The sequence below is a fragment of the Stieleria mannarensis genome (genome assembly GCF_014154935.1).
GTDB classification, from domain to species: Bacteria; Planctomycetota; Planctomycetia; order Pirellulales; family Pirellulaceae; genus Stieleria; species Stieleria mannarensis.
Genome location: NZ_JACEHH010000089.1, coordinates 1 through 13,407, shown reverse-complemented (window position 1 = coordinate 13,407; position 13,407 = coordinate 1). Strand labels below are relative to the sequence as shown.

The window sequence follows — 13,407 nt, the reverse complement described above, 5'->3', positions numbered from 1 at the left end:
GAGTTGGGAGTTGGGAGTTGGGAGTTGGGAGTTGGGAGTTGGGAGTTGGGAGTTGGGAGTTGGTCCGCTCGATTGGGCGAGACGGATTCAGCGTATTTTAATGAAATCGAAACGTTCCGCGCCAGGGGCTCCAGACAGGGGGCAATGCGGAAAAACCCGCGGTTGACGCGATGCACGTGCCGTTCATAAGCTTTGGCGAGTGACAGAACTGCTTTCAACACAAACCATTTTCTGTTACCCTGGGTCGCTCGTCCAGTGCGGCCCGTCCGCAAGTCGACGATTTCTTTCCCAAGGCAAGATGTATGGCGCCCGACGAATTTCTGCTCGAATACAAATCGCAAGACTACGGTTCCGACCCCACCGAGGTGCGGTCGACGGATAACTACACCGACGAATACGTTCGTGGTTTTGTTGAAAAGTGGGATGAGTTGATCGACTGGCAGCAGCGATGGGAGTCCGAAGGCGACTTTTTTATCGAGCAACTCAAATCGCGCGGCGTCAAGCGCGTGCTGGATGTTGCCACCGGGACCGGATTCCACTCGGTTCGATTGATCGAAGCCGGGTTTGATGTCGTCAGCGTCGACGGCAGCCCCTACATGTTGGCAAGGGCTTTTGAGAACGCCCGGAAGCGGGGTAAGGTGTTGCGGACCGCCCAGGCCGACTGGCGCTGGCTCAACCGCGATGTGTACGGCCGTTTTGATGCCGTGATCTGCCTGGGGAACTCGTTCACGCACCTGTTTAGTGAGCGTGACCGGCGAAAGGCGTTGGCCGAATTTTATGCGGCGTTGGTTCACGACGGCGTGTTGATTCTGGACCAGCGTAACTACGACGAGATCCTCGACCACGGTTTCAGTTCAAAGCATAAATACTACTATTGCGGCGAGAAGGTTTCTGCGGAGCCGGAGCACGTCGACGAGGGGCTGGCCCGGTTCCAGTATTCGTTCGCCGACGGTTCGGTCTATCACTTGAACATGTTCCCGCTGAGGAAGGACTACACGCGTGGGCTGATGGAGGAGGTTGGGTTTCAGGAGGTCAGTACGTACGGTGATTTCCAGGAGACTTATCACGAGCGCGAGCCCGACTTCTTTGTCCATGTCGCGTCAAAGAAATACGAAGGGGTTTCCGAGGAGGGGGCGCAGTGAGTATGAGTTCGGAAACCGCAACGCAGGTCGCCCGCGAGTACTACAACAGTTCGGATGCGGACCGTTTCTACTCGGAGATCTGGGGCGGCGAGGACATCCACATCGGGCTGTACGAGTCAGGCGATGATTCGATCAAGGATGCCAGTCGGCGGACGGTCGATCATCTATTGCAGCGGATCGGAGAGCTGGATTCCGGTGCCACCGTCATCGACATCGGGTCGGGGTACGGTGGTGCGGCGCGGCGGATGGTTGATCGGTTTGGTTGCCGGGTCGTATGCGTGAATTTGTCGGAGACCGAAAACGAGCGGAACAGGCAGTTGAATGAGGCGGCCGGGGTTTCCGATCGGATCGATGTCATCGACGGAAGCTTCGAGGACCTGCCCCTGGAAAACGGAACCTTTGATGCGGCGTGGTCTCAAGACGCGATTTTGCACGCCGGGAACCGGCCGCGGGTCTTCGGAGAAGTCGATCGCGTGCTGAGGTCGGGTGGGCGATTTATCTTCACCGATCCCATGCAGTCCAACGATTGTCCCGACGGCGTGCTGGATCCGATTCTGGCCCGCATCCATCTGTCCGACCTTGGGTTTCCAAAGTTTTATCAGAGTGTCGCTCGTGATTTGGGCTGGCAGGATTTGGGGTTTGAGGATCTGACCGACCAGTTGGTCAATCACTACTCGCGTGTGCTCAAAGAGACCGAGAGCCGTCAATCGGACTTGGGTCAAACGATATCCGGTGACTATCTGGAGCGAATGAAAACGGGGCTTCAGCATTGGATCGATGGAGGCCGTAAGGGGCACCTGAGTTGGGGCGTGTTTTTGTTCGGTAAGCCATAAGAGGCCGGATCAGTACTGCAGCGGACGGCTGCTGCAGATCGCGGACTTCAGGCATGCTCCATTCCCTCCACCAACTGATTCTTGAGCCATACGACCACCACAGAGCGACCTTCAACGCCCCTCGCCCGGCCGATGCCGCGCGTGGCGATCGGTCCGCATTTTGAGATGCACCCGGTCGTCTTTCTGACCAGTGCCGCGATCGTGTTGGTGGTCACGTTGCTTTGTTTCATCTGGCCGGCGGATGAGTTGCAGGATGCCTTTGTCTCGGTCCGTGAGTCGGTCGCGGTCAACTTCGGCTGGCTTTACGTCGCTTCGATGGCGTTCTTTTTTGGCCTGGCTCTGTGGCTGGCGTTCGGCAGGTACGGTGGCGTCCGGTTGGGTCGAGACGGCGAATCGCCGGAATTCAGACGCGGATCGTGGTTCGCGATGTTGTTCAGTGCCGGGATGGGCATCGGGTTGTTGTTTTTTGGTGTGGCCGAGCCGATCGTGCACTACCAGGACACACCGCCCGGTTTCGCCGACGGTTTGGACCGATCTCGATTGTCGATGGCGGTCACCATTTTCCACTGGGGGCTGCACCCTTGGGCGCTGTACGCGGTCGTCGGCCTTGCGATCGCATACTGCGGTTTTCGCAGAGGGATGCCGCTCAGTTTTCGCTCGCTGTTGTATCCCGTGCTGGGGGATCGCGTGTGGGGCCGCGCGGGCGACGTGATCGACATCTTGGCCATCGTTTCGACGTTGACGGGCGTCGCGACGTCATTGGGGATTGGCGCTCAACAGGTCAATGCCGGATTGGCGCACCTGTTCGGCATCGCCGCGGGGATCGGTGTGCAGATGACGTTGATCGCCGGGATCACCGCAATGGCGACGGCGTCGGTCGTTGTCGGGTTGCACGGCGGGATCCGACGATTGAGTGAGCTGAACTTGTTGCTGGCCGCTTCGTTGATGCTGTTGGTGATCCTGGGCGTCGGCGTGTTCACTTATCTGGGGGCGGCGATCGAAAACACGGGAGCTTACCTGCAAACCCTGCCATTCAATTCACTTCGAACCGGGGCCTTTAACCAACAGTCCCAAGCCTGGGTCAACGGTCAAACCATTTTCTACTGGGGCTGGTGGATTTCCTGGTCGCCATTTGTCGGGATGTTCATCGCCCGCGTATCTCGCGGGCGGACGATCAAGGAGTTTGTGATCGGCGTGTTGCTCGTGCCGACGGCGGTGGGGATTGCCTGGTTGACGGCGTTTGGGACGACCACGCTGCGGCAATACACCGACCACGTCGAGCGTCTGGAAAACGACGCCAGTTATGACCCGGAGAGCGTGCTGCCGAAGTACTGGGTCGGTGAAGTCGGCCCGTCGGGCGAATTGGTGCGATTGGGTTCGGGGGAGATCAAACGCCGGCAGCAACCCTTGACGGCCGTCGAATACTATCAGTCCAACGTGGTGACGGCGGACGGGCGGTCGACGGTCGAGACACTGCCGACGGTTTTGTTTGTGTTGTTGGAGGGGCTGTTCCCCTCGGTTTTGATTCAAACGATCGCGATCGGCATCGCAACGATCTGCATCGTGCTTTTCTTCGTCACCTCGTCGGATTCCGCGTCGATGGTGATCGATATCATCGCGTCGGGCGGGTCTCGAAACCCGCCCGTGGGTACGCGACTCTTCTGGGCGATCAGTGAAGGGCTGGTCGCCGCTGCACTGCTGTATGGCGGAGGCCTGGTCGCACTGCAGGCCGCATCGATTGCGGCAGCACTTCCCTTGACGTTCCTCTTGTTGCTGGCCTGTTACGGGTTGGTGACTTCGCTTCACAGAGATTCTCAAATCTCTTCCACACCACCTCACTCCTAGGGAGACATAACGATGGAATGGTCGGATTCACTACACAAAACGTATGAAGTTAAACAGATTGATGGCGACGGCGCCGTGCTGGACTCCTTTCCGGTGGATGCCAAAAGCGGCGAAGCGGCCGCCAGAGAGCTAGAAAACATTGCCGCGGGAACCGAAAAAATCGCGGTCTGTTTGGATGGTGACCCCATCAATGAGATGGGTGTGGACTACTGGATCAAACGCGTGCGCCGCCGTTAGGCAAAAAGGCCAGATCTGATGTGGAAGTTTGGTCAACCAAGCGGTCGACGGAATCGTCGCGGCGCAGCGGAGCGGAACGGCTCGGCGATGCGTCGGGCGGTTGCCGCCGCGCTGTGCTTTCTTGGAAGCTTTCTGGGAATGCTGTGCTCTCTTGGATTTGCAACCGCAGTTTTCAGCTCGTCCGCCATAGCGGACGGGCCGGAGACGGCATCACCAGACAAATTGTCGTTTGTCGAAACCGAGCTGGGTGAATCGCGTGAAGGCTATTTCACGCTCGAGTGGTCGGCGGTCGACGGGGCGGTCCTGTACCGCGTCCGAGACGACGCGAATGAAATCGCCTATGAGGGCGTTGCGACAAAATCCTTTCAATCGGGCTTGAGCGATGGGAGCTACCGGTATCGCGTCGAGGCCATCGGCGAGGACGGCCAGACGATCGCGACATCGGGCGAGGCCATCGCAACGGTCAAACACTGGGGGCTTGCCCCTTCTCTAACTCTGTTCGCCATCGGCGCGGTCGTCGTCGCAGGAATCGTATTTGTCATCTTGCGGGGGCGAACGATCGAATTGCAGCAACTGCAGTTGCCACAGGCCGCCGGTCATTCGGGCGACGTGTCGAAATTGGAATCCGCGGTCGATCCGGGGCGTAATGAATGAACATGGCGATCGGCTTGGAAGAACAACTCTTTGGCGGTGTGGTGCTAGTCTCTTCGGTCGACACCGGGCGGATTCTCAGCCAGGAAGCCGGTTACGGGATGTTAGTCCTGTTCGGGCTGGCGTGGATCGGGCTGGGGATCTGGTGGGGCCGTCGGGCGACGACTTACGACGGCTTTGCCGTGGCGGGCAGGAACGTCGGCTTGGCCCTCGGAACGGCGACGGCGGTGGCAACTTGGGTGACGTCCAACACGACGATGTTGGCGCCACAGTTTGCGTTGCAGCTGGGCCTTTGGGGGGCGCTGGCGTATTCAACGGCCAGCTTCGGTTTGTTCGCCTTTGCCCCGTTGAGCGGCAGGATCCGTCGCTTGATGCCGCACGGTTACACGGCGGTGGAATTCGTCCGGCGTCGATACGGGCGACTCGGTTCGATCCCGTTTCTGATCATCTCGCTGTTCTACGCGATGACTTGGTTGATTTCGATGGCGATGGCGGGCGGCAAATTGCTCAACGCATTGTCGGGGATTCCCTATGAAGTGGGGATGACGGTGGTGTTGGTCGTTTGTGTGCTGTACACGCTGTTCGGCGGGATGTACGCGGTCATCGGCACCGACTTTGTTCAAAGCATCATCATCCTGATCGGGTTGGTCGTCGTCGCGATCGCGGTGATCGCCCACGTCGACGTCGCCGACGTGCATCAACAATTGCAGGCGGATCGGCCGATGCTGCTGTCGATTCTGTTTCCCGCCGCGTTGATGGCGCTGTTTAATAACATGCTGTTCGGATTCGGTGAAATCTTTCACAGCAACGTGTGGTGGAGTCGCGCGTTTGCGATGCGTGAAGGCGTCGGCCCCAAGGCGTATTTGTTAGGCGGATTGTTGTGGCTGCCGGTGCCGATCGTTGCCGGTTTTTTGGGCTTGGCCGCTCCGGCGTTGGGGATCGGCGTCAGCCAACCCGACACGGTCGGGCCGATGGTGGCCGCGACGTTATTGGGGACCGGCGGTGCACTGCTGGTTTTTGTGGTCGTGTTTTGTTCGTTGGCGTCCAGCATCGACAGTTTGTTGGCCGCGACGAGCGACTTGGTGGTCAATGACATCGCCGAGCCGATTGCTGAACAGATGACGAGTGTCCAGGCGACCGACGCAACTAAACGCCGTTGGTCGCTGTTTGCGATCATCGGTTTGGGGGTGATCACCTGGTGTGCGGCTTACCCCAACATCGGGACTCTGGCAACGGTGCTGTTTTTCGCCGGACCGATGGTCGGCAGCTGTATCTGGCCCATTATCGGCGGGCTGTATTTTCGGCGTTCGAGTCCGATCGCGGCCTGTGCGGCGATGGTGGCCGGGACCTCGCTCGGGCTGGTCGCCTATTTCGCGATCGGCTGGTTCGTCGCGTCCCTGGTCGGCGCGGCGGTCTCCGGAGTGGTGTTCCTGATTGCGATGGTTTTGTACCCCGACGACTTTGATTTTAATTTGTTGTCGGATTCTCCCGATGCACCGATTGCTGTCCAATCGGAGGGTGTCGCCCCCATCGACCCGGACGGACGAGGTGGTATGGTTGGAGATATTCGCGGTGGAGGTGAAACGCGATGATGTTTCCTCTGTGGTTTTTGGAACTGATTGTGGTGGGTGGGCTCATCCTGTGTGGTTTGGGCGCGGCGGCACTCATCGTGTTTTGGATTCTCGATTTCAAAGAAAAACGTATCTGGTAGATCCGTATTGATAATGAACACGAAACAAATGCGCCGCGCGTTGACGGAGTTTGCGACCAATTCGAAGGGTCGCAAGCTGGATCCGGTGGATCTTCTCCGCCAAACCGACATGCAAGTCGATTGGGAGACGCTTGCCAAACTTGCCGGCAACTCGATTGTCAATCCGCGGCAATTCGACCGCGAGACGGTGGTGGCGATCGCGCAGTTGGCGGCACTCTTGGAGACTCGCAACGTCGAGATGAAGAAACCTCTGGACGGAAAAATCGCGATCACGGCGTTTTTCGAAGCGAGCACGCGGACGCGGCTGTCGTTTGAAAGTGCCGTGCTGCGGCTGGACGGCAAGGTGCTTTCGGTTCCCGACGGCCAGGTCACCGGGATCGCCAAAGGCGAATCGTTGGCCGACATCGGCGAGATGTTCAACACCTATGGAGATGTCGTCATCATGCGGCATCCCGAAACCGAAAGTGTCGAAGAGATTCAAAAGAATCTGGAACGCCCGCTGATCAACGCCGGCAACGGCAGCGGGCACCATCCGACGCAAGCACTGTTGGATTGGTACACGCTGTTGAAGTGGCGTCCGGAGTTGAGCGACCGGTCCTGCCCGAGTGAGAAAAAGATTCATTTGGGAATCGTCGGCACGCCGGGGTCGATGCGAGCGGTTAAAAGCTTTCTGCGTCTGTCGTTGATGTTCGTCGATTCGGTTTCCAAAATCACCCTGGTTTCTGAGATGGCCGATCCGGTCGGGTTGGATTTGACCGAGCCGATCGAAGAGTCGCCGATCCCGATCGAAATCACCAACGATGTTCAGGAGGTGTTGCCGGACTTGGACGTCGTTTATGTCAATTCGATCGCGTTCCTGGGCGACAGCTACCGGAACCTGGACAGCAGATACGGATTGGATGCGTCCAGCAAGTTGAAACCGGGGGCGGTGATCATGCACCCGTTGGCCCGCAACGAGGAATTGTCCGAGGATTTGGACGACACCACCCACAACCTCTATTTCGCCCAAGCCGCGGGCGCCGTGTTTGTCCGACAAGCCGTGCTGGCCGCCGTCTTGAATCGGCTGGATCGGATCTCGGATCTCTGCTAACGACACCACGACTGAAACACTTACCGAAGATACACCATGTGCGGAATCACTGGATTTTGGAATCCCGGGCGGACGAATGAACGCGAATTGCGTTTCACGCTCGACCAGATGTTGGACGTTTTGGACCACCGCGGTCCGGACGAACGGGGCAGCAAGTTTTTTCTCGATCAAGGGCTGGCCCTGGGACACACCCGTTTGTCGATCATCGGTTTGGACCACGGGCACCAGCCGATCGAAACCGCCGACGGCGACTATGCGGTCACCGTCAATGGCGAACTGTACGGCTATAAACGCGAACGAACCCGGTTGGCCTGTCAGTCGCTGCCCAGTGACGGCAAGAGCGATAGCGCGATCACGTTGCCGTTGTACCTGCGGCACGGTCTGTCGTTCGTCGAGCGTTTGCGCGGTGAATTTGCGATCGTTCTGTACGACCATCGCGAAAAACGATTGATCCTGATCCGGGATCGATTCGGTATCAAACCCTTGTACTTTGCGGTCCGAGATGATGGAATCGTTTGGGGGTCGGAAGTCAAGTCGATCCTCAAACACCCCAGCATCGAGCCGCGGTTGTGCCCCAAGGCCGCGATTCATCAAATGATGCAGGTGATGGTGCCCGGGACCACAGCGTTTGAAGGCGTGCAGGCGATCCAGCCGGGACACATGTTGATTGTCCGTCAGGACGGTGATCGGCTGGTGACCGAATCGCGGCGCTGGTGGGACTTGGAGTTCCCGACCTCGCACGAAACGGGCGCCGACCCGGCGGAATACGTTCAGGGCGTCCAGGACCGATTGATCGACGCCGTCGCAACTCGTCTGGAGGCGGATGTCCCGGTCGGGTGTTACCTGTCCGGCGGCATCGACAGCTGTTCCATCTTGGGGTTGGCCACGACGCTTCAGCAGTCACCGGTCAAGGCGTTTACGATCGCCTTTGACAGCGATGAGTACGACGAATCGAACATCGCCAAACTGATGGCCGAGCGGACCGGTGCCGAGCAAGAGCTATTACGTTTGACGGAAAAGGAGCTTTACGGTCCGGCGTTTGAACGCGCGACATGGCATGCCGAGCGGACGTTTTACAACACGCTGGCGGTCGCGAAATGGCACATGAGCCGCCGCGTGCGGGCCTGCAATTACAAAGCGGTGATCACCGGCGAAGGCTCGGATGAATTGTTCGGCGGGTACCCGTTCTTTAAACGCGACTGGCTCGGTCGTGAAGACGAGGGCGGAATCTTTGCCGGTGCGATTTTGGCCGAGGAGGACCAGTTGCACCCGGCCTGGCAAGACCTTTGCGGTTTCACCCCGTCGTGGATTCAGCCCTGGATGTTGACGCTGCGGGCCGCCCGAGCGGTGTTGTCGGACGACTTGATCGACTTGTTGGAAACCTACGATCCGATCGCCGAAGTCGCTGCGGCGATCGACCCTGACCAGGTTCGCGGAAGGCACCGTTTGGACATTTCGCAGTACACCTGGAGCAAGACGATGTTGGAGGGCCAGATTCTGACCTGGGGCGGCGACCGCATGGACATGGCCAACAGCATGGAAGCCCGCCCCGCGTTCTTGGATCACCATGTCGCCGAATACGCGGTGACGATCCCGCCGGACATTCGGATTCGCGATGGGATCGAGAAATGGGTGTTGCGTGAGGCAATGGTCAACGTGTTGCCGCGAGAGTTGTACGAGCGCAAGAAGTTTGCCTTCATGGCGCCGCCGGCTCACACCGATCCCGTCAAACGAAACGCGGTGCAGGAGATGATCAACCACTGGTTGACTCCCGAGCGGATGGGTGAACTGGGGATTCTCAGTCACGAACGGTTCGATCAATTTGTCGACCAGGCCTGGCGAGAAACCGATGGCACCATCGCCCGGCGGAACGACATCTTGATGAACCACGCGTTGCAGTTGCACATGTTGCAGGGGCAGTACGTCGAGGGCATGCCGCTGCCGACGGTCGACTGAGGGGCAAGTGGGAGAGGCATTTAGCAACCGTTGGCGTGTAGCCTTAAGGCGATTCCCGGTCGCAGCGACAATAGGCGGCGAAAGCCTGCGCATCAACACGGATGCCCATCCCATGGGAAACTGAACCTTTTCGCACCAAATCCGAAAACGAGTGTTCCATGGATTTAAGCGTCAAGCTAGATCGAATCAAAAACGACATTCATGAACTTGCCCAGATCGGTCGTTGTGACGACGATCGGGGCATCTACCGCATGGCGTTTACCGATGCGGATATGGAGGGCAAACGCTGGCTGGAGAATCGGATCCGGCAGGCCGGTTTTGAGCCCCGGACCGACGGCGCGGTCAACGTGTCGGCCGAGCTATCGGGGGCGACCGATGACCCAAGAATTCTGGTGGGGTCGCATATCGACACCGTGCCGTGCGCGGGACCTTTGGATGGGACGTTGGGCGTCATTGTCGGCTTGGAATGTTTGCGCTGTCTTCGCGAAAACGGCATCGTGCCCCGACGGACGGTCGAGCTGATTGCGTTCAGTGACGAAGAAGGGCGGTTTGGTGGCATGTTCGGATCGCAATCGGTGTGTGGGCAATTGAATCCCGACGCGTTGGCCACGCTTTCGGATTTGGATGGCGTGCTGTTGGCCGACGAACTGCGGCGTCATGGCGTGGAACCGCTCGGTGCATTGGATGCGGCCCGCGATCCGGAGCGCATCGCCGGCTATTTGGAATTGCACATCGAGCAAGGTCCTGTTTTGGACCGTGGTCAGAAATCGGTCGGCATTGTTGACGAGATCACCGGGTTGTTTACGTGGTCGGTCACGCTCAAGGGCGAGGCCAATCATGCCGGAACGACTCCCATGGAAATGCGGCATGACGCGTTCATGGGGCTGGCCGACTTTGCCCACGCCATCCCTCGAATTTTGGACGAAAACGGCACGGCCCGAAGCCGGGCGACGATCGGCAAGGCGCAGATCTTGCCGGGGGCGGCCAACACGGTTCCGGGGATCGTCGAATTTTCGCTGGATGTTCGCGACACCAGTGCGGAAATCCTGGCCGATCTGGGCAACGCGTTTCGCAAGGCGCTTTCGGCGATCGGACGCCGCCGGAACCTGATGTTCGAGTTCCAGCAAAAGAGCTATCTGCCTCCGGTCGCGGCGGACGCAGGCATCGTCAGCGGATTGCTGCAACAGGCCGAGCGTCTGGGGTTGATGCACCTGCAAATGCACAGCGGGGCGGCGCACGATGCGCAAATCATGGGTAGCATGGTGCCGGTCGGTATGATTTTTGTTCCCAGCAAGAACGGGCAAAGTCATTCGCCGGCCGAGTGGACATCCTGGACTGACATCGAAGCCGGAGCGAACTTGATGTTGCACTCCGTGATCGATCTGGCCAACCGCTAAGGCTTCGTTGCACTGCAAGAAAAGAGGAAACCAATCGCATGAATCAAGGTCCTTCCGAGTCATCCGTTTCACCCTACCACGATCCCTCGCACGTCGATCCGCTCAAGGAAGTCTATCACGAGGCCATCGTCGACAATCCCGAGCGGCAGGAATTGTTGGTCGAGGGGCACACGGCGTTGTTGTGCATCGACATCCAGTACTTGGACGCCGCACGCGGTCACGGTGTCTTTCGCGATGCCGAGAACAGCGGTGTGCCGTTGGAAGCCCAGGAGTACTACTTTGACAGGCTTGAACGTTTGGTGCTGCCCAATGTAAGACGGCTGCAGGACGCGTTCCGGGCGCGCCAGTTGGAGGTGATTCATACGCGCATTCAGTCGCTCACGCGTGACGGCCGCGACCGCAGCAAGGGGCATCGGCGGTTGGGGCTGCTGGCCGCGCCTGGTTCGCGTGATGCGGAATTCATTGAAATGGTGGCGCCGGATGAAACACGCGACGAGATCGTGATCAACAAGACGGCCAGTGGAGTGTTCTCGTCGACCAACCTGCATTACGTCTTGAATAACATGGGGATTGAGTCGCTGATGGTGGTCGGCGTGTACACGAACGAATGCGTGGAAACGACGGTCCGCGACGCCTGTGATTTGGGATATTTGGTGACGGTCGTCGAAGACTGTTGTGCGACGGTGACGCCGGAGCTGCATGAGGCGTCGCTGGCGACCTTGTGTGACCGATACGCCCGCGTGGCACGTCTTTCGGACGTGTTGAAGACGATTCGCACGGCGCTGCCATCCGAAGCGGCGGTCGAAACGGCGAATGGGTGACTGAAATTAGTGGTGCACAGCTGACTCGCGGTCACGGGGATCGATTACAATCGGGCGTCTCAGGCATTCGATGCCGTCCGTTTCGCTCGTTTTGCAATTCCCACTCGCGACCGAATCATGCTCCCTCTCAACAAACCGCTTGCGATCGCCGCGCTGGTCGCCATGGTGTGGTTTCCGACCGTGTTGAGTGACGCGACCGCTGCGCGTCCCAATCTGGTCTTCATCATCGCCGACGATTGCACGTTTCGTGACATCGGTTGTTACGGCGGCCAGGCGCACACGCCCAACATCGATGCCTTGGCCGAACAGGGAATGAAGTTCACGCGGTGTTTTCAAGCCGCCCCGATGTGCTCGCCGACGCGGCACAACATTTACACCGGTTTGTATCCGGTCAAGTCGGGGGCGTATCCCAACCATACATTTGCCCGGGCGGGGACGCAAAGCATTGTCCACTATTTGAAACCGCTGGGTTATCGCGTCGCTTTGTCCGGGAAGACGCACATCGGTCCGAAAGAGGTGTTCCCGTTCGAATACAGTGGGGTGAAAAACAACCCGGATCTGTCGGCGATCGATCAGTTGCTTTCGGAGTGTGGTGAATCGTCGACGCCGTTTTGTCTGTTTGCTTGTTCCAACGAGCCGCATTCGCCGTGGAACAAGGGGGACGCGTCGCGGTATCCGCCGGAGCAGGTCAAGCTTCCGCCGTATTTGGTGGACACACCAGTCATGCGGGAGAACTTCAGCCGCTACTTGGCCGAGATCACGTATTACGACGACCAGGTCGGCCAAATTTTGGAGCTGATCGACAAGTACGAGATGCGTGACAACACCTTGGTGGTCGTCGTTTCGGAGCAAGGGAATTCGTTTCCGTTTGCCAAATGGACGTGTTATGGGAATGGTTTGCAATCAGCGATGGTTGTGCGTTGGCCCGGGATGGTGCAACCAGGCGCCGTCACCGATGCGATGGTGGAATATGTCGATGTCACACCGACGTTCGTGGAGGCGGCCGGTGGGGAGCCGGCGAAGGTGCTCGATGGGAAGAGTTTTGTTCCTGTGCTGACCGGGCAAGCCGACACGCACAAGTCCGTCACCTATGGCATCATGACCACGCGGGGGATCATCAACGGCAGCGACGCCTATGCAATCCGTTCGGTGCGTGACGAGCGGTATCGGTTGATTTGGAATTTGAACCACGAGACGAAGTTCACCAACGCTTGTACCAAGGCGGATTATTTTCGGTCGATGGTCCAGGCCGGGCGGGCTGGTGACGCCAAGGCGGCGGAGTTGGTTCGGAAGTACCAGCACCGACCCGAGTTCGAGTTGTACGATTGTGACGCCGACCCGTTGGAGATGAACAACATTGTCGACGATCCCCAGCACGTCAAAGTCGTCACGCGGCTCAAGGGGCAGCTTCGCCAGTGGATGCAATCGCAGGGAGACGAAGGGATCGAGACGGAACTCGACGCGCTGGCGCATCAAGGCCGCTACAAGGGAATGAGCCGTGCGGAAGCCATGGAAGCGTTTCAGCGTCGCGATGCGGGGACAAAGCAGAAAACGCGGAACCGCCCCGGTGGAAAACGCGAAAACGCGAATTAGGTGCGAACCGAAGTGTGCGTCGATCTGATCTGGATTGGTTTGGTGGAGTGCTGTGAAGTGAAGTGATGTCGTGCCGATCGACCGGCTCCTAATTGGTGCCACCCACCTATCTCTTAATTGGTGCCACCCAC

General features: G+C 58.7%; 12 protein-coding genes. All 12 read left to right on the top strand.

Features of this window, described 5'->3' with window-relative positions; all coding sequences use genetic code 11:
• Positions 1–302: 302 nt before the first annotated feature.
• The 12 genes from H1B37_RS31760 to H1B37_RS31710 all read left to right on the top strand — a co-directional run bounded on the left by H1B37_RS31760 (position 303) and on the right by H1B37_RS31710 (position 13,276).
• Entirely contained in the window at positions 303–1,142 is an 840-nt protein-coding gene (locus H1B37_RS31760; RefSeq protein WP_182871307.1) for a glycine/sarcosine N-methyltransferase, read from the top strand.
• 2 nt (positions 1,143–1,144) lie between these two features.
• Positions 1,145–1,975: an SAM-dependent methyltransferase gene (locus H1B37_RS31755; RefSeq protein ID WP_182871312.1), complete on the top strand. Its 831-nt coding sequence runs from the start codon at positions 1,145–1,147 to the stop codon at positions 1,973–1,975.
• A gap of 141 nt (positions 1,976–2,116) precedes the next feature.
• Positions 2,117–3,820: a BCCT family transporter gene (locus H1B37_RS33505; protein ID WP_220498477.1), complete on the top strand. Its 1,704-nt coding sequence runs from the start codon at positions 2,117–2,119 to the stop codon at positions 3,818–3,820.
• 12 nt (positions 3,821–3,832) lie between these two features.
• On the top strand, positions 3,833–4,057 hold the full coding sequence (locus H1B37_RS31745; RefSeq protein WP_182871305.1) for a hypothetical protein: 225 nt from the start codon (positions 3,833–3,835) through the stop codon (positions 4,055–4,057).
• 222 nt (positions 4,058–4,279) lie between these two features.
• Positions 4,280–4,711 carry a hypothetical protein gene (locus H1B37_RS31740; RefSeq protein WP_182871303.1) on the top strand — a complete coding sequence of 144 codons (432 nt, stop codon included), beginning with the start codon at positions 4,280–4,282 and terminating at the stop codon, positions 4,709–4,711.
• Between the two features lie 2 nt (positions 4,712–4,713).
• Positions 4,714–6,300, top strand: a complete 1,587-nt coding sequence (locus tag H1B37_RS31735; protein WP_182871309.1) for a sodium:solute symporter family protein — start codon at positions 4,714–4,716, stop codon at positions 6,298–6,300.
• Positions 6,297–6,419 (top strand): hypothetical protein, encoded by a 123-nt coding sequence (locus H1B37_RS34230; protein WP_286178447.1) that lies wholly within the window; start codon positions 6,297–6,299, stop codon positions 6,417–6,419. Before H1B37_RS31735 ends, H1B37_RS34230 begins: the two co-directional genes overlap by 4 nt.
• Positions 6,420–6,432: 13 nt before the next feature.
• Positions 6,433–7,509, top strand: coding sequence for an aspartate/ornithine carbamoyltransferase family protein (locus H1B37_RS31730; protein WP_182871301.1), 1,077 nt, complete (start codon positions 6,433–6,435; stop codon positions 7,507–7,509).
• Between the two features lie 36 nt (positions 7,510–7,545).
• The gene (gene asnB / locus H1B37_RS31725; RefSeq protein WP_182871299.1) at positions 7,546–9,465 is read left to right on the top strand and encodes an asparagine synthase (glutamine-hydrolyzing); all 1,920 of its coding nucleotides are present in this window, start codon (positions 7,546–7,548) and stop codon (positions 9,463–9,465) included.
• Positions 9,466–9,623: 158 nt separating this feature from the next.
• Positions 9,624–10,862 (top strand): Zn-dependent hydrolase, encoded by a 1,239-nt coding sequence (locus H1B37_RS31720; protein WP_182871298.1) that lies wholly within the window; start codon positions 9,624–9,626, stop codon positions 10,860–10,862.
• Between the two features lie 38 nt (positions 10,863–10,900).
• Positions 10,901–11,683, top strand: a complete 783-nt coding sequence (locus tag H1B37_RS31715; protein ID WP_182871297.1) for a cysteine hydrolase family protein — start codon at positions 10,901–10,903, stop codon at positions 11,681–11,683.
• Positions 11,684–11,800: 117 nt separating this feature from the next.
• The gene (locus tag H1B37_RS31710) at positions 11,801–13,276 is read left to right on the top strand and encodes a sulfatase family protein (RefSeq protein ID WP_182871296.1); all 1,476 of its coding nucleotides are present in this window, start codon (positions 11,801–11,803) and stop codon (positions 13,274–13,276) included.
• The last annotated feature ends 131 nt before the right edge of the window (positions 13,277–13,407 follow it).